This window comes from uncultured Sphaerochaeta sp. (assembly GCF_963676625.2).
In the GTDB taxonomy this organism is placed as follows: domain Bacteria; phylum Spirochaetota; class Spirochaetia; order Sphaerochaetales; family Sphaerochaetaceae; genus Sphaerochaeta.
This window is the reverse complement of sequence record NZ_CAXXYB010000004.1, coordinates 224,405-242,621: the sequence shown is the minus strand read 5'-3', so window position 1 is coordinate 242,621 and position 18,217 is coordinate 224,405. Positions and strand designations below refer to the sequence as shown.

Genomic DNA, 18,217 nt, shown 5'->3' with positions numbered 1-18,217 from the left:
ATGGCGTACTTGAGCCGAGACTTTGAACCAAACGGAACGCTCTTGGATTCTTTGCTTACGCGAAATATTCCTGCGGGCAGGGAAGTGGAGAAAATAGTATCAGAGGTCCTTGCTTCCGTCAAGAAACAAGGCGATACAGCTCTTTTTGCCTATGAAAAAACCTTTGATAAGGTGGAGCTGGAAACGCTTATTGTTTCTCCTTTGGAGTTTGCCATTGCCGAGGAGCAGGTTTCACAATACCTGAAAGATGCCATTCAGCTGGCCTCTGATAATATTCGTTCCTTTCATCAGGTACAGATGCCAAAGGCAGAATCCCTTGAGGTAATGGAAGGTGTATTCCTTGCCCGAAGGATAGTTCCCCTGGACAAGGTCGGCCTCTATATCCCCGGAGGCACTGCTCCTCTTTTTTCTACCGTCCTCATGCTTGCCATTCCTGCCAAGGTTGCCGGTTGCAAGGATATTGTCTTGTGTACTCCTCCGCGCCAAGATGGTTCTGTCCATCCTGCCATTCTCTATGCCGCCCAACAAAGCGGTGTAGGGACTGTCTATAAGGTTGGTGGGGCCCAGGCCATTGCGGCCTTGGCCTATGGAACCGAAACGATAGATAAGGTAGACAAGATTTTCGGCCCGGGCAATCAATATGTCATGGCCGCAAAGATTCAGGTCAGCAGTGAATGCTGTTCCATCGATATGCCGGCTGGTCCCAGTGAAGTCATGGTGGTGGCAACCCCTGATGCTGATCCCTCCTTTGTCGCAAGCGATATGCTCAGTCAGGCAGAACATGGAAAGGACAGTCAGGCTATGTTGGTGGTCCAGGCAGATCGGGAAGAAGGGTTTGCTTTCATCGACAAGGTGGAAGCTGAGCTTTCTGATCAGATTGCTTCTCTTGGAAGGCACGAATACCTGCTTCCCTCTCTTTCCCATTCCCATGCCCTGGTAGCCAGGCAACTTGAGACCGTGGCCTCCATGGTAAACGCCTATGGACCTGAACACCTGATCATCAATACGACCGACCCAGGGGAGTTGGAACCTTTGATTCGGAATGCAGGGTCCTTGTTTCTGGGGCCTTGGTCCTGTGAAAGCGCCGGCGATTACGCCAGTGGCACCAATCATACGCTTCCTACCAATGGATGGGCCCATAGCTACAGCGGGGTGAGTGTCGATTCCTTTATCAAGAAATTGACCATCCAGACGTTGACCAGAAAAGGATTGGAGAATCTTGGACCTACGATTGAGACCATGGCGGAAGCTGAGCAACTTCCAGCTCACAAGAATGCAGTAACCTTACGATTGGGGAGGAAAGCATGAAAGAATTGCTTCGTGAAAATATAGCAAACCTCGTTCCGTACAGTTGTGCCAGGAATGATTTTACGGGAAAGGCCGAGGTGTATCTTGATGCAAACGAGAATTGGCGGGATTTTGTGGGCAGTCACAATCGAAACAGATATCCCGATCCTTCTTGTACGATTCTTCGCCAGGCAATAGATGAAGTTCTGGGACTTCCTTTTGCCAATACGGTTGTGGGAAATGGCAGCGATGAGATCATAGATAATCTCTTCAGGATGTTTTGCAGGCCAGCTAAGGATTCTGTGTTGCTCATGCCTCCTACCTATGGAGCCTATCGCGTATTTGCCGATATCAATGATGTGAAGGTACAACAGGTCCCTTTGACAGAGGATTTTGCCATTGATTTTGATGGATTGGAGGAATTCCTTGGAGAAGAGAAGAAGCAAAGAACCGAAGATTCACGTTGTAAATTGCTCTTTATCTGCAGTCCCAACAATCCAAGTGGCAATGCGTTCCCCCTCGGACAGATAGAGCGTATCTGCACGATGTTTGACGGTATTACCATTGTTGATGAGGCCTATTTCGATTTTTCTCCCTATGCCAGTGCTGTTTCCTTGTTGGATACTTTCCCGAATCTGGTGGTGTTGCGAACTCTTTCCAAGTGTTGGGCGTCGGCCAATGCACGCATAGGAATATTGGTTGCAAGCAAAGAGATGTGCTCGGTGATGTCCAGTATGAAATACCCGTATAATGTAGGGGGCCCCTCCCAGGAAGTTGCCTTAGCTGCCCTCAAAGAGGCTTCCACTGTCAAAAAAGTTCTAGAGGACCTCTTGCAATCACGCTTAATAATGGAAAAAGCCTTGCTTCAGGTTCCTTGCGTGGAAAAAATCTATCCCAGTGATGCAAATTTCTTGCTGGTCAGGGTAACCGATGCCCTTGGTGTCTATCGATACCTTGCCGAAAACGGTATTATCGTAAGAAATCGGAGCAAGGAAAAGAACTGTTTGAATTGCCTGCGTCTTACCATTGGTAACGAAGAGGAAAACAATACATTACTTGCTTGTTTGAATGCTTATAAGGTGGTTACGGATGGAAAATAAGATGTATAGGCCGGTTCTGTTTCTTGACCGGGATGGAATCATCGTCATAGAAGACCAGATTGATTCCCTGGAAAAGGTTATCTATATCCCTGGGGTATTCAATGCCCTTGCCAGGTTGAGAAAGGAATCAGATTTTTATTTTGCCATGGTGAGCAATCAGGACGGAGTAGGAACTCCTTCATTTCCTGAGGAAGCTTTTTCCATTCCCCATCAACGCATCATGGACACCCTCAAGGGAGAAGGCATCGATTTCGATGCTGTTCATATCGATCTTTCCCTTCCTTCCGATAATTGCCCGGGTAGAAAACCCAAGATTGGGATGCTCTCTGAATATATGACTGGCGAGTATGATCTGGAGCATTCCGTGATGATAGGCGATCGCCTCACTGATGTTGAGTTGGCCCATAACCTGGGCTGCAAGGCTATCTGGTTTGCCGACCCTTCCAGGGCTAATGAGCTTGAAGAGGGCAGAGCCCTGGAACTGAACCTCAAGGATACCTGCATCTATATTTGCGACCAATGGTCTTCTGTGGCAGGTTTTTTGCTCGGGGATACGAAACGTATCAACCGTACTGCCACGGTGGTGAGGGAAACTAAAGAGACCCAGATAGAGCTTTCGGTGAATCTTGATGGAAATGGGAATGGACACATTGCCACAGGTATCGGATTCTTTGATCATATGCTCGAACAAGTGGTCCGGCATAGCGGTCTGGATATTCACTTGCATGCTCATGGCGACCTTATTGTCGACGAGCACCATACTGTTGAGGATGTTGCCTTGGCTCTTGGCCAGGCTGTAGGTGAAGCGTTGGGGGATAAACGGGGTATTTCGCGTTATGGCTTTGAATTGCTTCCCATGGATGATGTCCTTGCCCAGGTAGCCCTGGATTTTTCCGGGCGTCCGTATTTTATATGGGATGTCTCTTTCCGACGGGAATATGTAGGAACCTTTCCCACTGAGATGTTCGAGCACTTCTTCAAATCCTTCTGCGATGCAAGTAAGTGCAACCTGAACATGAAAGTAACCGAAGGAAATACGCATCACCAAGCCGAGGCTTTGTTTAAGGCTTTCTCGAGGGCACTGAAAAAAGCCGTCCATCGGTATCCTTGGTCGGATAGCCTGCCCTCAACCAAGGGGGTCCTATGAACATTGCCATCGTAAAGTACAATGCAGGAAATACGCGTTCAGTGCTCTGTGCACTCCATCGATTGGGGTATGAGGCAACAGTTACCGATGACCCTGTATTGCTTGCAAGTGCCGATCGAGTAATTTTTCCAGGGGTCGGAGAAGCCTCCACCGCCATGGAATATCTGAGGAAAATCAATCTGGATGGAGTTCTCAAGTCCTTGAAGCAACCTTTTTTGGGAATCTGTCTGGGAATGCAACTCATGTGTTCCCACAGTGAGGAAAATGATGCGCAATGCTTGGGGATCTTTGATGTTCCCATTGTGAAGTTTCCCTTGGATAGTGGAGAGAAAATTCCGCATATGGGTTGGAACACCATTGATTGCAAGGATGATCCCTTGTTTTCGGAACTGAAAACCAATCGCTGGTGTTATTTTGTACACAGCTATTATGCTCCGCTTTGCGAGGAAACCATTGCCTCCACGACCTATGCCGGAATTACATTCTCAGCTTCCCTGCATAAAAACAATTTCTGGGGTTGTCAATTTCACCCTGAAAAAAGCGGTGATGTAGGAGAGAGGATTCTCGCACATTTCCTGGAGGCCCTATGATGGAATTGATTCCGGCGATAGACCTCATAGGGGGAGCTTGCGTCAGGCTTAGCCAAGGGGACTATCTTTCTAAGAAGGAATATAGTGACAACCCCTTGGAAATGGCCAAGCGTTTTGAAGCTTCTGGTTTGACTCGCTTGCATCTTGTCGATCTTGAAGGTGCCAAGGGCGGGGAAAGCGTGAACCTGAAAACCTTGGAGAACATAGCAAAAAATACTTCCTTGGTCATAGATTTCGGGGGCGGGATAAAGAAAATTGAGTCCCTGAGAAGAGCTTTTGATGCAGGAGCGTCCATGGTGACCTGCGGATCCATCGCTGCCAAGGATCCTGAGCTGGTTTTCCAATGGCTTGAAGTTTTTAAAAAGGACAGGCTCATTCTCGGTGCCGATGCCAAGGATGGTAAAATTGCCACTACTGGCTGGACCGAATCTTCTGGATGGGAGCTTGGCCCTTTTATCGATATGTTCCTATCCAAGGGCTTTGAGAGGGTTATCTGTACCGATATTGCCTGTGATGGTATGTTGGGCGGACCTTCTCTTGCGCTTTATAAAACGCTTTTGGAAAAACGCAAGTCCCTTCGTCTGATTGCCTCGGGAGGAATCTCCTCGATTGAAGATTTGCAGAATCTCCAAGCTGCCGGTTTGGACGGCGCCATAATCGGGAAAGCCCTCTATGAAGGAAATATTTCCCTTGCACAACTGAGCGCATTCAGGGAGGAAAGCGATGCTTGCTAAACGAATTATTCCGTGTCTCGATATCAGGGACGGACGAACGGTAAAAGGTGTAAACTTCGTGAATCTCAGGGATGCTGGGGATGCAGTGGAGCTTGCAGGGGCCTATAGCCGCGCAGGAGCCGATGAGCTGACATTCCTTGATATTACCGCAACGGTGGAGAATCGGGGTACGCTCAGTGCCCTGGTGCGACGGATTTCCGATCATATTGGCATACCTTTTACCGTAGGTGGCGGCATCAGGGATGTATCGGATGTGGGCATCTTGCTGGATAGCGGAGCAGATAAAATTTCCATCAATAGCCAGGCTGTTGCCAAACCTTCGGTCATAGATAGCTTGGCTTTGCAATTTGGTTCCCAATGCGTAGTTTGTGCCATCGATGCCAGAAAAAACCCTGCCTTTGACAAGGATGGGGTCGAAGGCTGGGAAGTCTATGTTCATGGAGGACGCACTCCTACCGGGCGCGAGGTGATCTCCTGGGCCCAGGAAGCTTACAGTCGGGGCTGCGGGGAGATCTTGCTTACCTCTATGGCGCATGATGGAACTAAGGGGGGCTTTGCCCTGGACTTGACCAGAAGGGTTAGCCAGAGCGTCGGCATTCCTGTAATTGCCAGTGGTGGGGCAGGGACGATGGAACATTTCGTCGATGTTTTTACGACTGGCAAGGCTGATGCGGCCTTGGCAGCCTCTATTTTTCATTTTCATGAAATAGACATACCGGAACTGAAGATTTTTCTTTCTCGACATGGTATAACTATGCGTAACCTGCAGTAAGGAGATTTTGAAATGGGACTTGATTTTACAAAACAGGATGGGTTGATCCCCGCTATTATTCAGGATGCGGTTACCCGTAGAGTTTTGATGCTTGGCTATATGAATGAAGAGTCACTTCAGATTACCCGTGACAGGGGATTGGTAACTTTCTGGTCACGAAGCAGGCAAAAAATATGGACGAAGGGTGAAACCAGCGGAAATTACCTTCAGGTCCGGGAAATTATCGAGGATTGTGACAACGACACACTTCTGATAAAGGCAATTCCTACGGGACCGGTCTGCCATACAGGCAGCGATACCTGTTTCAATGAGGTCAATGACCCTGCGGCGGTCTCTTCCAGTGAATTCCTGTTCTACCTGGAACAGGTAATCAGTGATAGAAGGGAATTCCCCCAGGAGGGATCCTATACCAATCACCTTTTCAGTCGCGGACTGAACAAGATTGCCCAGAAGGTTGGGGAAGAAGCCGTGGAGCTGGTCATCGAGAGCAAGGATGACAACAAGACCTTATTTTTAGGTGAAGCTGCCGATCTGATGTATCACTTTTTGGTTTTGCTTGCCGAGAAGAATGTGAAACTCAGTGAAGTCGTGGAAGTCCTCAAGGGACGTCATAGCCGCTAGATTCACTACTAGACAAAGCCAAGACAATCGTCTGCTTCAATCAAGCAGGCGATTTGTTTTATGTGTTGGCAGGTACCTTTTTTTCTACAACACCTCATGCTCCAACATGCTGTAATAGCCCTCTCCTCCGATGATCATATGGTCGATGACCGCAATACCCAAAATTCCTCCTACTTGTTTCAGGCGTCTGGTGACATCCAGGTCCTCCGCACTCGGTGTTATTTCCCCGCCGTTTATGTTGGAAGGATGATTATGGGCAACCAGGATTGCCACGGCCCTTTGTTCGATGGCAGGGGCAAAGACCTCCCTGGGATGCACCAGAGTCCTGTTGATCGTTCCGACAGAGGCAACATGGATGGAGATGATCTCATGGGCCCCGTTAAGTGAGGTAACTATGAAATGCTCTTGTTGCCGATCTGCATAGTGCCTGATAAGGGGGTAAATATCTCCTGGTTGGCTGATCTGTCTTCGCTTGAGGGGAAGCCGCCGCCTACCCAATTCCAAGGCTGCGAAAATAATGGCACCTTTTGCAGGTCCCAGTCCTTTGACTTGCTTGAAATCCTCATATTCAATAGTTGGCTTGGTGTCGATAAGCGTCAGCAATTCGTGGGCAACTTTTCCCACTGGGTTTTCCTTGCTGCCTGAACCTATGAGGATAGCCAGTAATTCTGCATCGGAGAGGGCATCGGCCCCTACGGTTTGCATTCGTTCCCTGGGGCGGTCGCAGATGTCCATTTCCTTGATTCTTTTCTCTGATAATGTGTTCTGAAAGTATTTCATGCTATGATTTCCTTTTTTCTGGATAATCCCTAAGGAATGGAAGTTGTCCTTTTGCTTGAGTTTATGGTACAAAGAAGGGTATGCAGGAAGAAAAATATCGAATTGGGGAATTGGCTCACAAATGCAACGTAACAGTAAGGACCATCCGCTATTATGAGTCCTTGGGCTTGCTCAAGACCAGAAGTCGTTCAGATGGAGGCCAGCGTTATTATTCCGATGCCGATAGTGTCTATCTGAAACGTATCATGGAGTTGAAAGAATTGGATTTCAGCTTGAGTGAGATCAAATCGATTATCTTTATGGCCCAGGAAGATGCGACCGGTGAAAAACGGCGCTATGAATTGCTTCGCCAATATCGAGCCAAGCTCAGTGAATCCTTGCAGAAGAAAACTCAGTTGGAGAAAAAGGTGGATGATCTTTCCTGGCATGTCCGTCAGTTGGAAACCAATGATGATTTTCAGCAATGCCCGGGCAAGGGATGTCTATCCTGTGATTTCAAGGAACGCTGTCGTTTTCGTGAATAATAAAAAAGCATCCAGTCCTTGTTTTTTCGGCACCGGATGCTTGGTTGGCTCCCAATTCAATTCCTATTGGGGATTTGCCTGTGCATAGTCAGTCAGGTAGCCATTGATTTCCTTGGCCAAGGCCTGGGTTGTCTCTTCGACTCCCTGATCCTCTACAAGCATTTTCAATATTCCGCTCTGGAAGGCATAATAGATTTGGTAGGCACTGGGAACCCATATGCCCTGGACAAGGGGATTGCTTTCTTGCAATTGCTTGATGGCAACTGCAAATAAGGGATGTTCATTGTTATAGGTTATAAAATCCTGGTCCTTATAGGTCTGCTTATTGACCGGGAAATAGCCTGTGGCTATATGCCAGGCAAGTTGTTGTTTGCTTGAGGTTGCGAATTTTACGAACTCCCAGGTTGCCTGGCTGTTACCGGAACCATTATCAAAGGCATAGAGAGCTCCTCCCCCCACATTCACGCCTCCCGTGGCCTGGTCATTGACCCTGGGAAGGTTGGCAACACCCAATTCAAATCGGTTCCCAACCATCTGCAACACGGTGGTAAGCTTACTGGTCGAGGCGGCCATCATTGCAACCTTTCCGCTGGAAAATTCTGAGTTCACATCACTGGTAAGGTTCTCCAGGGCGCCAGTTGCATAGAGAGCTTTCCATTTTTTCAGAAACGTTGACATGGTTCCGTTTTCATCAAACAAAACCTTCGTGGGAAGTCCTGTATGCCCATTTTCCTGGTCGGTTATCAAACTCATTCCGTTTTGTTGCCCGAGCCATACGCATAATTCATACGTAGTCGGTACATTGGCAACCCCATAGCGAATTGTTTTTCCCTTGGCATCCTTCTGCACCAGTTTTGCTGCCACTGATGCAAGTTCATCCAAATCCTTCGGAGGCTCTTTTATTCCTGCCTCTTCAAAAGCTGTCTTATTATAGTAGAGCATGATGGTGGAACTGTTGAAAGGCATGCCGATCATCTCGCCTTTGTAGGTTACCGAGAGCTTGCAAGCCTCCAATATCTGGTTCAGGTCAAAGGAATCGTCCTTGGCCAGTTTTTCCATGCTGATGAGGTATTTGCTATCCCGGATGTCGAGTACCGCCGAAGCATCGAGTTGGACCAAATCAGGCAAATCGGTATTGCCATCCTCTTGCAACAAGGCTTTTGTCTTGGTAAGTACGTCATTTGACTTCCCCTGATAGACTGAGCGAACGACAATCCCTTTTTCCTTTCCTATTGTTGCATTGAATTCCTCTACCATGCTGTCGGCGGCCGTCTGGAGCAATCCACTGTTTGAATGCCACCAAGTTACCGTTCTGACCACAGAGGGTTGCTCTGTCTGTCCCTGGGCAAAAATGCCAAGGGTCGTACATAGAAGTACAATGCTTATAAACCAGATTCTTTTTTTCATAGGTTATCTCTCCGTAAAACGAGTGCTTAGACTTTCTTGTATTCTTTTTCTCAAGAGGATGAATGTGATGAGTATCGGGCTCATCAAAACTGATATCGCGGCAAATTCAGGACCGAAATCGAGCGTCTCGGAAAACCCCAGCATAGTGATTCCCACCTGTACGGTCCTCATTGATTCCTTGTTGGTTACCAGAAGAGGCCAAAGGTAATCGTTGAAGATTCCTGTAAAGGACTGAAGGGCGAGGATGATCAATACACTCTTGCTCAAAGGAAGTAGCAGGGAAACGATGAAGCGCTTATCCGTACAACCCTCGAGTATAGCTTCTTCCCTATATTCCTTGCTGACCGTCTTGAAATATTGCCGCAGCATAAAGATATGCACAGGGGCCAGCAAGGAGGTACTGATTATTCCCAGATAGGTATCCAGCAAGCCCCAATGCCTGATCGTCGTAAAATTTTCGATCAACAGGGCATCTCCGGGCAAGAGCATGGTGGCGATGATCACGATGAACAAGAAATCCCTGCCCTTGAAAGAAAGGAAGGAAAACGAGTAGGCAGCAAGGATACTGATGGTCATTCTCAATAGAGTCCCGAAGGTGGCCGTTATGAACGAGTTGACAAAGAACCGGGTCAAATGGGATTGGGCAAAGGCCCTGGTATAGTTGGAGAAAGTCAGGGTGGTAGGGAAGAGTCGTGCCGGGGTGCTTGAAAAGTCAGCAGGAGAAAAAAGGGATCCGCTGAGGCTATAGAAAATAGGAAATACCACGATCAGGGCAAAAATCATTGTCAGGACAGGGAGGGCTTTTTTCATTGGTAATATACCCTCCTTCTCTCAAATTGAAGCAATATAAGCAAAATGGCAAAGGTCAGGGTAAAGATGACAGTCGCGAGAGCTGATCCCAATGAATAATTCCCGCTCTTGAACCCTTCGAGAAACATTTGGTAAACCAAGGTCTGGGTGGAGCGAAAAGGGCCTCCCTCGGTGAGAATGATGACCGGAGAACAGATGAGCATGGCATCCTTGATGTTGTTGCAAAGGACAAATATCAGGGTAGGGGCCAGAAATGGAATCTGGAGATGGAAAAATATCGTTCTCTTTGAGGCTCCATCGAGAAGCATTGCTTCACTCAAGGGTTGGGGAACACTTCTCAAGGCTGCTGCAAAAAGCAGGAAATCAAATCCAATATCCAACCAAATTCCTGCCATTACCAATAGGGCCATGGCTGCCTTGGGGTCATTGAACCATTGTATATCCAGTTTCAAGAGTGAATTGATGACACCGATGGATGGATTGAACAACATCTTGAACAGCATCATGGCACTACTTAAGGCAATGGCCATCGGAATGAAAAACAGGATGCTCTGCAGCGAGGCGAGCCGTCCTTTTCTGTTGCATAGCAAAGCTGCCGAAAGAGTTACCAGAATGTTGCTCGGTACAAAATAGAGCGTGAAACGTAGGGTATTTGACAGGCTTGCCTGAAAGGACTCGCTTCCAAAGAGTTTTGCATAATTTTCCAAACCGACAAAACCAACTTTTTTTCCTGTCCTGGAGATGGCAAAAAGGCTATTGGCCACTGTTCTGAAAAATGGTCGATAGCAAAATAAATAAGCTAGGAACAAGGCAGGGAGAATCATGAGGTAGGGTTTTGCCAAACGTTGGAGTCTATTGTTCATGGGGATCCTTTTCTGTAGCGATAATACTTCTTTTTATGAAGTTGCTTCAAGAAAGAAAATGGTATTACTTGTTTTTTTATAAAGAAATAGCTTACGTATAAAATACTACGTCAGCTTTCTTTAAAAGAATCCTTACGTACTGTTTCCAAGGTAAGGTTTTCCTCTTTCCCCTTGATTGTTTTATATTTATATTGCACAATACTATTGTACACAATTTACAGGAGTCATAGCTATGGAAGAAATACAAAAACTCGATAATCAACTTTGTTTTGCCTTGTATGTCTGTTCCAAGGAGATCATAAAGAAATACAAGCCTTTGCTTGAGCCTTTTGGGCTTACCTATACGGGATACATTACGTTGTTGGCTCTTTGGGAACAGGACGGTGTAACGGTCAAGGATCTTGGGGAGCGTCTTTTCCTTGACTCGGGAACGTTGACCCCTGTATTGAAAAAATTGGAAGCCTCTGGATTCGTCGATCGAAACAGAAACAAGAATGACGAACGAAGTGTAACCATTACCCTCACGGACAAAGGAAGGCGTACACAACAAAGTGCCCTGTCCATTCCCCGGGAAATGGGGTGTACCATTACTTCGAACAGTCGTTTTGGTATGGATGAAATGTCAACGCTTCTGAAGGACCTTCATACGGTTTCTTCTGTCTTGGTTGATGAAAGCTAGGATCAGGTATTTTCTGGTTTGGAAATCCTAGAAATTGAAGGTGGAACTCACTATTAGTTGTAAATCTTGTTGGTAGTCACTGGCTTTGCCTGTACTCCGTGTATAGGTGCATCTGGTTATGGAGTCTAGCTGACAATATAACTTGACTGGTGCAAAAGAAGGCCACCAAGTTCCTTGCAATCCGACAATCAGTCTTTGCGACAAGATATTGCCGCTTGGGGCAGTTCCCAAGATATTGGCATAGGCAGAATCGGTATCACCTGTAGAATAATACATTCCTACTTCTCCCTGGCGTATAGCCGTAGCATTGAACCCTATCTTGTAATTACCTGCAACAAGATAGGAGAGATCGAAGCGGAGGACTTGGCTATCCGAACCATATTGATACCCAAGATAATCAAAAATATAGGGTCTTCCGTTGTTCTTTTGTCCTCTGTACAGAAGAAAATTTACCTTGTCTCTTCGATATAGGGAGGGATCTGTAAGCACATATTCAAGACTTGTCGAGAAGACCCCGGTTTTGTATATCCAGGAAAATTCTCCACCTACCAATATTCCTGCCGCATTTGCAATGGTTTTTGTTTCATTGGGTTGCTGATACTGGTCAAGGGCAAACTGCCCATAGAGCAAGACTCCCTTGCAAGGCGCATAGGTTGCCTCCAGGCTGGCAATGGCATTGAATTTATCGGAATTATAGTAGTTATGGTATATGGATGTTGGGTTGAGATATTTCAGATCAAGTGAGGGACCCCTGAACATGACGTTCTCAGTCAGGGTCAGTCGCAACGAATCAGAGGCCTGGAATTCAAATCTTCGTCCCATGAAAATTCTTTGATTTTCTTCGTCCAGGGAATCCTCAAGAAAGAGATAGAGCAGTTCCATTTTAAATATATTGCTGTAAAAATCGAAACGCAGGGTATTTTGGGAATTGATATGATCTCCAATTATCAGATCCCCACTCTTGCCGTTTCCCCATCTAATTGGGCCTTTTGCCATCGAGATATTCCACCAGGTTCCTCCAAGATTTATCTGGGAATTGCTAGGCCAAATAGCATTGAAATGGGTTTCTGTGGTTATCGCATTAGTAGAAAAAAGCCGATGGTAGAGTGCAGACCAGGTAATATGTTCGATTAAAGATGTTGAGGAGGGAAGTATTATTCCCAGTTCAGAATCGGAAAGGTTTTCCGTTTCATCATTGCCTGTTGAACTTCCAGCTCCTACCTCTATACCCGTCCCGAAATAGAAAATTGTTCCGAACTGGGCTTCCATGCGGAAATCGACCACGGGTTTCCTTTCATCTTCCCCATAAATCCAGTCTTCCTGAATAACAAAATCCTTGTTGTTTGTATGTGTATAGGCCTCCAAGGCAATGATGGCAGAGAGGTTATAGGAAAAATCATTTGAGCCGGTTGAAGGAAGGGTGGTGTCGAGAAGAGCAAGGGTTTTTTTCTTGAGGTTCAGGATTTCCCTCTTATCTGGAATTTTTTCGATAATTTGTTTTGCTTCTTCATTGCTCCAGGGACGGGCATCGGATGGTCGTCCCAGACCTTCCAGTCTATAGAGGACATCTACCTGATCATATAATTGGGATGATAGCGGAATTCTTTTGGGCGAATAGGTAGCAAAGACGGGGATTGCCAGTAAAAGAAGTATTGCGTTCAGCGTCAAGAACCTAATACCCCTATGTGTTCTATTCATGGAAAAGCCCCCCTCCAAAAAAAAAGAAAATACCATACTGACTATATTCCGTTTATGGCCTTTATAACAGTGAGGTTTGAGAAAAGGTTGCCAGAGGACATGTATTTACTGAGATATAGGTACTATAGTCAAAGCATCTTTACTCACGATTATGTGTATTTCAAGGTATAAAAAGAAATGCAACTCAGTTTTTACACGAGAAGAATGAGTGATTTTTTGAAAACCCTGAGTAGCGGTTTCTGGGAAAAGGTAGTTTTACTTTTAGGTCCTTACTCAATGATCAGGTTAATTATAAATAGTATCTATTTAACGATAGAGGTTGCCATTAGCTGATGAAAGCCATTGAAATCGACATTGTTACCTGTGGCTTTGATGAGCATTCGGTACCCAATGTCCTCGTTGGTCGTCGTATAGGAAAGTGAATTTGCCCCGAGGACGGGGGTCATGTTTTCGTAATCCTCTGGATCGAGTCGATACCACTGGTAGGTAAGGCAATCCACGATTTCTGTATCCGCTGGCAATCTATGAACCAAAAAACTGGCAACCAATCCATAGCCTACATTGGGAGCCATGATACCTGTATTTGCCATCTCTTCTCCAAGCCCCGTGGATTTGAAGTAGCCGGCAGTGGTACACCGGGTGCAATACATTTCGTTCGAGGTTTGCCCGTCGTAGGTCCCTCCCGTGATGGAAAGTCGCAACCAGCAATCGCTATTGATATCGACACTGAAATTATCCTCGCCAAGCGTTGCCGTTAAATCGGAACCAGAAGATTGGAAATTGTCCCAGGTTGCTTTATTGTCGGTTGAATATTGCAAGGTATAGCTTGCAGATCCAAACTCTTGGGGAGACGTAAACCACATGGTTGCTTCCGGTCCAAAATTGGTATCGACGCTCTCTTCGATGAACAGCAGATTGTCAGGCGTCCTTTGTATCGGGTTGTCATCTCCCGATTCCAACGTGCATCCGAAAAACAAGAGGGAAGTCAGTGCCATTGTCAAATATGCAACATAGACGCAGGAAATATTTCTTTTCATCGCGGGCCTCCAAAAGGTTGGGCTGTCGAACGAAGGTCATAGGGTCCTATTGATTGTATACCATGCTTATTTCCTGCAGGAAATATCAGCACCCAGATTTTTGTCAAATAAGTACATATATGTTATATACTTATAAATCTATTGGAATACTAGTGAATGGGAAGGAATAGGATAAAGGCAAGCAATCTGCATGTTATGTCGATCGTGTATGGATATCCAGGTTTCTTTTCAGTTCAATGTCACACGACTTTATGATACCAGGGATACGTGACCAAGTTGTTCTACAAGAAAGGTCGGTTCATTGTATGTTGACAAATATAATGGCTCCTTTTATACTCATTATGTTTTTAAAAACATAACGGTGGAGTTGCCATGCTTTTTTCCTGTTCTCTTAAAATCAGGTTCCGGGAAGAAAACCTCTTTTATGGTCCTGGGGTCAATCAGCTGTTGCATATGGTGGAAAAAGAAAAATCCTTGGCTGGAGCTGCTTTTTCCATGCGGATGTCCTATTCAAAAGCCTGGAAAATTATCAGGGAGGCTGAACGTAGCCTGGGGTATCCTTTGACAGAAAAATCCATCGGAGGTTCCGATGGAGGTGGTTCCCTATTGACCGAACAAGGTCGTTCCTTCATGCAACGCTATGATGCCTTTTCCCTTGAAGCCGGCAAGGCAGTCGATTCCTGCTTTCAAACCTATTTCCCGGAGGCGAACCAATGAAACTAATCAAGACCGTAGACGCAGTGGGAAAGGTTCTTTGCCATGATCTTACCCAGATAATCGTGGGGGTTACCAAGGATGCTCGTTTTCGTAAAGGCCATATAGTGCAGGAAGAAGACATTCCTGTGCTCTTGTCCATGGGAAAAGAGCATTTGTATGTTTGGGAGATGCAGGAAGGTATGCTTCATGAGGATGATGGGGCACGTATCTTGTGTGAAGCCTGCGAGAATGCATTCATGGAACGTTCTGCCATCAAGGAAGGAAAGATTGAGCTGAAGGCAACGACAGAGGGCGTCCTTGAGATTGATACTGCAAGACTCCTTGCAATAAATAGCCTTGAAAAAGTCATGATTGCCACCCGCGTCAACCATTCAGTCGTGCATATAGGAGATAAACTTGCCGGGATGCGAGTAATTCCCCTCATTATTGAATCTGGTCATATGGAGAAGGTTTCCTGTATTGCCAATGCTGAAAATCCCTTGCTTTCCATCCATCCTTTTTCGATAAAGGACTGCACCTTGCTGGTAACAGGCAGCGAGGTAAGCAAGGATTTGATAATCGATACCTTTTCTCCTGTGGTGGAACAAAAGCTCCAGGAAGTAGGGGTTGCAGTCACCAAGAAGATCTATACGGGCGATGATCAGTCCTATATACGTGAATGTATCAAGCATGCAGTATCCGATGGTGCTTCCATGGTTCTTTGTACAGGAGGAATGAGTGTGGACCCCGATGACCGAACCCCGGGGGCAATAAAGGACTCTGGTGCGAAAATCGTGACCTATGGATCTCCTGTGCTTCCAGGGGCTATGTTCTTGGTCTCTTTTATAGACGAGGTCCCCGTTCTGGGCCTTCCTGGGTGTGTCATGTATGCAAAGAGAACTGTCTTTGATCTGGCCTTGCCTCGCATTGTTGCCAGAATTCCCCTGACCTCCGAGGATATCGCGCGATGGGGAAATGGGGGGCTTTGCCTGCAATGTCCTGTTTGCCATTTTCCCAACTGTAATTTTGGTATGGGAGGTATCTGATGGAAGTCTTGACTCATCTCGATGCAGAAGGAAAAGCCTTGATGGTGGATGTAGCTGCCAAGGAAGATACCAAACGTACAGCTATCGCCTGTGGTCGGATCCGTATGAATGAGAAAGCCTTCGATGCCATCGGGGGAAATCAGGTTCCTAAGGGAGATGTGCTTTCCGCTGCGAGAATTGCAGGAATAATGGCAACCAAACAGACTTCTTCGCTCATTCCTCTTTGCCATACCTTGCTATTGACCTCGGCTAAGGTCGATTTCCGATTTCTTTGTGAAATCCGGGGAATCGAAGTGCTTTGTACCGTAGGCACTACGGGAAAGACCGGAGTGGAGATGGAAGCACTTATCGGTGTAAGCATTGCCTTGCTTACCATATATGATTTCTGCAAGGCCCTCGACAGAGGGATGCAAATCGAGGATGTACACCTCCTGTTCAAGGATGGAGGAAAAAGCGGTACCTATGCTGCAAACTGATAGTCTCCCCTCAGGTTCGCTTACCGATGGGTATGGCCGTATCCTCGATTACCTGAGACTCTCCCTTACCGATAGTTGCAACTATCAATGTGTGTATTGTGGTCCCGGACAATCACAGGGAACGCTTGGTGATGATCAATTCGTGCATCTATGCAGAATTTTCAAAAAACTTGGAGTACGTACGCTTCGGCTTACCGGCGGAGAACCTTTGCTCAGAAAGAATCTTCCCTCCTTGGTTGCAGCTCTCTCCCAACTTGGTTTTGACCGCATGGAGATGACTACCAACGGTTCCCTGCTTCCCCAAATGGCTTTTCCTTTGGCCCAGGCTGGACTTCATGGCATAAATCTTAGCCTTGATGCCACTGATGCCACTCTTTTTTCCACTTTGAGTGGAGGCGGTAGGGTGGAACCTGTCTTGCAAGGTATAAAAAAGGCAAAGGAAGCAGGTTTGTATGTAAAACTCAATTGTGTTCCTCTCCTGGATTCCTACCAAAGCCAAGTCGTGCAGGTAATGGAATTGGCAAAAGCCAATGCAATTTCCGTACGGTTCATTGAATTGATGCCCATCGGGAATGGATGTTCCCTCAAGGGAGTTCCCATCGAACGTTTGCAAACTTTTCTCGAGCAACAGTATGGAAGTCCCCAACAAAGTATTCTGGGAGATGAAAAGGGACGTGGCCCTGCTACGTATCACAGATATGACTCAGTTGAAGTTGGTCTTATAGGAGCTTTGTCTGCATGTTTTTGCGAGACTTGCAACCGGTTGAGATTGACAAGCAATGGATTGCTGAAAAGTTGCTTGTACCACCAAGATACGTTGGATCTCAGGCAACTGCTTGAAAATGGAAATTCAGATGAATCCATTGAGCTTGCCATTCATCGGTTTATCGCAAAAAAAACCGTTGCATCACGATTTTTCCTTGCAGGGAATGACTTCTTGTTCCCTTGCATCCATTGGAGGATGACAAAATGTTGGAAGGAATAATACAGGCTGTCTGTACCAGCTCGGGAAAAGGGACTGCAAAGGAACCACGAATCGAGGTTCTGGCCAAGACCCAATGGGGATTGGACGGCGATGCCCATTGCGGAACCTGGCATAGACAGGTGAGCTTGCTTTCGTACGATAAAGTAGAAGCATTCAGGCAACAAGGGGCAGAGGTCTCAGAAGGGGCTTTCGGAGAAAATCTCTTGGTGGAAGGAATCGATCTTGCCACGCTTCCTCTTGGGACTATTTTCATGGCAGGCTCGGTAGTTTTGGAATTGACCCAGATAGGGAAGGAATGTCATTCAGGATGCGATATCTTCAAGAAAATGGGAACGTGCATCATGCCGACCCAAGGCGTTTTTACCCGAGTCTTGCATGGAGGAGTCCTGAAACCGGGAATGCTCCTCAGAGCCTATTCTAAAATGAGAGTATTTGTACTTTGTGCCAGTGACAAGGGATATGCGGGAACTCGGGTAGACGAGAGTACCCCTGCCGTTTGCAAACTGGCTGAGGCTGCCGGGTATGAATTGGTGGGAACCAGTCTCTTGGGCGATGACCGTGTCCAACTTTCGGCAAAGATGGCTGAAGTCTGTGATGGCTATCAGGCTGATCTGCTTCTGACAACAGGGGGTACCGGTCTTTCTCTCAGGGATGTTACTCCTGAGGCAACTCTTGATATTGCCCAACGCCAGGTACCGGGACTTAGTGAACTCATGAGGTCTTCCTGCATGCACATCACCGATAGGGCTTGCTTGAGCCGCAGTGTCTGTGCTACCCGGGAACGTACGCTCATTGTCAATCTTCCAGGCAGCCCAAAGGCAGCAGTGGAAAACCTGAATGCCATTCTCAACCCCTTGGAACATGGGTTGCTGATGCTTAGTGGGAAATCGAAGGAGTGCGCAACCTTGCCCTCAGCAGGGGAGCAAAACTCCTAGACCAATATTTTATATCTGAAGATGGAGGAT

Annotated in this window: 20 protein-coding genes; 14 read left to right on the top strand and 6 right to left on the bottom strand. The window is 46.6% G+C overall.

All coding sequences use genetic code 11. The features are described from left to right. The 7 genes from hisD to hisIE are packed head-to-tail and all read left to right on the top strand — an operon-like array spanning position 1 to position 6,251. The gene (gene hisD, locus ACHZBG_RS04325; RefSeq protein ID WP_320128218.1) at positions 1-1,308 is read left to right on the top strand and encodes a histidinol dehydrogenase; all 1,308 of its coding nucleotides are present in this window, start codon (positions 1-3) and stop codon (positions 1,306-1,308) included. Next, entirely contained in the window at positions 1,305-2,387 is a 1,083-nt protein-coding gene (gene hisC / locus ACHZBG_RS04320) for a histidinol-phosphate transaminase (protein WP_320128217.1), read from the top strand. Before hisD ends, hisC begins: the two co-directional genes overlap by 4 nt. Then, positions 2,377-3,534 carry a bifunctional histidinol-phosphatase/imidazoleglycerol-phosphate dehydratase HisB gene (hisB, locus tag ACHZBG_RS04315; RefSeq protein WP_320128216.1) on the top strand — a complete coding sequence of 386 codons (1,158 nt, stop codon included), beginning with the start codon at positions 2,377-2,379 and terminating at the stop codon, positions 3,532-3,534. The genes hisC and hisB overlap by 11 nt, the downstream gene beginning before the upstream one ends. Then, positions 3,531-4,124, top strand: coding sequence for an imidazole glycerol phosphate synthase subunit HisH (gene hisH / locus ACHZBG_RS04310; protein ID WP_320128215.1), 594 nt, complete (start codon positions 3,531-3,533; stop codon positions 4,122-4,124). Before hisB ends, hisH begins: the two co-directional genes overlap by 4 nt. After that, positions 4,121-4,858 carry a 1-(5-phosphoribosyl)-5-[(5-phosphoribosylamino)methylideneamino]imidazole-4-carboxamide isomerase gene (gene hisA, locus ACHZBG_RS04305; protein WP_320128214.1) on the top strand — a complete coding sequence of 246 codons (738 nt, stop codon included), beginning with the start codon at positions 4,121-4,123 and terminating at the stop codon, positions 4,856-4,858. The genes hisH and hisA overlap by 4 nt, the downstream gene beginning before the upstream one ends. Next, positions 4,848-5,630, top strand: a complete 783-nt coding sequence (gene hisF, locus ACHZBG_RS04300; RefSeq protein ID WP_320128213.1) for an imidazole glycerol phosphate synthase subunit HisF — start codon at positions 4,848-4,850, stop codon at positions 5,628-5,630. Before hisA ends, hisF begins: the two co-directional genes overlap by 11 nt. A gap of 12 nt (positions 5,631-5,642) precedes the next feature. Continuing rightward, positions 5,643-6,251 (top strand): bifunctional phosphoribosyl-AMP cyclohydrolase/phosphoribosyl-ATP diphosphatase HisIE, encoded by a 609-nt coding sequence (hisIE, locus tag ACHZBG_RS04295; RefSeq protein ID WP_320128212.1) that lies wholly within the window; start codon positions 5,643-5,645, stop codon positions 6,249-6,251. Positions 6,252-6,335: 84 nt separating this feature from the next. Here the strand turns inward: hisIE and radC are convergent, their stop codons facing one another. Beyond that, a complete protein-coding gene (gene radC, locus ACHZBG_RS04290) occupies positions 6,336-7,031 on the bottom strand; it encodes a DNA repair protein RadC (RefSeq protein ID WP_320128211.1) in 696 nt (231 codons plus the stop codon). 80 nt (positions 7,032-7,111) lie between these two features. Here radC and ACHZBG_RS04285 point away from each other — a divergent pair, with 80 nt between their 5' ends. Continuing rightward, a complete protein-coding gene (locus ACHZBG_RS04285) occupies positions 7,112-7,555 on the top strand; it encodes a MerR family transcriptional regulator (RefSeq protein ID WP_320128210.1) in 444 nt (147 codons plus the stop codon). A 63-nt stretch (positions 7,556-7,618) separates the two neighbouring features. On the opposite strand, the gene ACHZBG_RS04280 is transcribed toward ACHZBG_RS04285, so the two are convergent. From ACHZBG_RS04280 to ACHZBG_RS04270, 3 genes are read right to left on the bottom strand one after another with little or no spacing between them, the layout of a single operon-like run. Beyond that, the gene (locus tag ACHZBG_RS04280; RefSeq protein ID WP_320128209.1) at positions 7,619-8,962 is read right to left on the bottom strand and encodes an ABC transporter substrate-binding protein; all 1,344 of its coding nucleotides are present in this window, start codon (positions 8,960-8,962) and stop codon (positions 7,619-7,621) included. A 3-nt stretch (positions 8,963-8,965) separates the two neighbouring features. Beyond that, positions 8,966-9,772, bottom strand: coding sequence for a carbohydrate ABC transporter permease (locus ACHZBG_RS04275; protein WP_320128208.1), 807 nt, complete (start codon positions 9,770-9,772; stop codon positions 8,966-8,968). Further along, the gene (locus ACHZBG_RS04270; RefSeq protein WP_320128207.1) at positions 9,769-10,635 is read right to left on the bottom strand and encodes a sugar ABC transporter permease; all 867 of its coding nucleotides are present in this window, start codon (positions 10,633-10,635) and stop codon (positions 9,769-9,771) included. Before ACHZBG_RS04270 ends, ACHZBG_RS04275 begins: the two co-directional genes overlap by 4 nt. Before the next feature lie 232 nt (positions 10,636-10,867). Between ACHZBG_RS04270 and ACHZBG_RS04265 the strand changes: the two genes are divergently transcribed. Continuing rightward, positions 10,868-11,314 carry a MarR family transcriptional regulator gene (locus ACHZBG_RS04265; RefSeq protein WP_320128206.1) on the top strand — a complete coding sequence of 149 codons (447 nt, stop codon included), beginning with the start codon at positions 10,868-10,870 and terminating at the stop codon, positions 11,312-11,314. A 27-nt stretch (positions 11,315-11,341) separates the two neighbouring features. Here ACHZBG_RS04265 and ACHZBG_RS04260 read toward each other — a convergent pair whose 3' ends face one another. Together ACHZBG_RS04260 and ACHZBG_RS04255 are read right to left on the bottom strand one after the other, a co-directional pair. Further along, entirely contained in the window at positions 11,342-13,012 is a 1,671-nt protein-coding gene (locus ACHZBG_RS04260) for a hypothetical protein (protein ID WP_320128205.1), read from the bottom strand. A gap of 302 nt (positions 13,013-13,314) precedes the next feature. Continuing rightward, positions 13,315-14,049: a hypothetical protein gene (locus tag ACHZBG_RS04255; protein ID WP_320128204.1), complete on the bottom strand. Its 735-nt coding sequence runs from the start codon at positions 14,047-14,049 to the stop codon at positions 13,315-13,317. A gap of 372 nt (positions 14,050-14,421) precedes the next feature. Between ACHZBG_RS04255 and ACHZBG_RS04250 the strand changes: the two genes are divergently transcribed. From ACHZBG_RS04250 to ACHZBG_RS04230, 5 genes are read left to right on the top strand one after another with little or no spacing between them, the layout of a single operon-like run. Then, positions 14,422-14,766, top strand: coding sequence for a LysR family transcriptional regulator (locus ACHZBG_RS04250; protein ID WP_320128203.1), 345 nt, complete (start codon positions 14,422-14,424; stop codon positions 14,764-14,766). Beyond that, on the top strand, positions 14,763-15,791 hold the full coding sequence (locus tag ACHZBG_RS04245; RefSeq protein ID WP_320128202.1) for a molybdopterin-binding protein: 1,029 nt from the start codon (positions 14,763-14,765) through the stop codon (positions 15,789-15,791). Before ACHZBG_RS04250 ends, ACHZBG_RS04245 begins: the two co-directional genes overlap by 4 nt. Beyond that, positions 15,791-16,267, top strand: coding sequence for a cyclic pyranopterin monophosphate synthase MoaC (moaC, locus tag ACHZBG_RS04240; protein ID WP_320128201.1), 477 nt, complete (start codon positions 15,791-15,793; stop codon positions 16,265-16,267). The genes ACHZBG_RS04245 and moaC overlap by 1 nt, the downstream gene beginning before the upstream one ends. Continuing rightward, positions 16,254-17,252 carry a radical SAM protein gene (locus tag ACHZBG_RS04235; protein WP_320128200.1) on the top strand — a complete coding sequence of 333 codons (999 nt, stop codon included), beginning with the start codon at positions 16,254-16,256 and terminating at the stop codon, positions 17,250-17,252. The genes moaC and ACHZBG_RS04235 overlap by 14 nt, the downstream gene beginning before the upstream one ends. Then, positions 17,237-18,187: a molybdenum cofactor synthesis domain-containing protein gene (locus ACHZBG_RS04230; RefSeq protein WP_320128199.1), complete on the top strand. Its 951-nt coding sequence runs from the start codon at positions 17,237-17,239 to the stop codon at positions 18,185-18,187. Before ACHZBG_RS04235 ends, ACHZBG_RS04230 begins: the two co-directional genes overlap by 16 nt. Positions 18,188-18,217 lie beyond the last annotated feature (30 nt).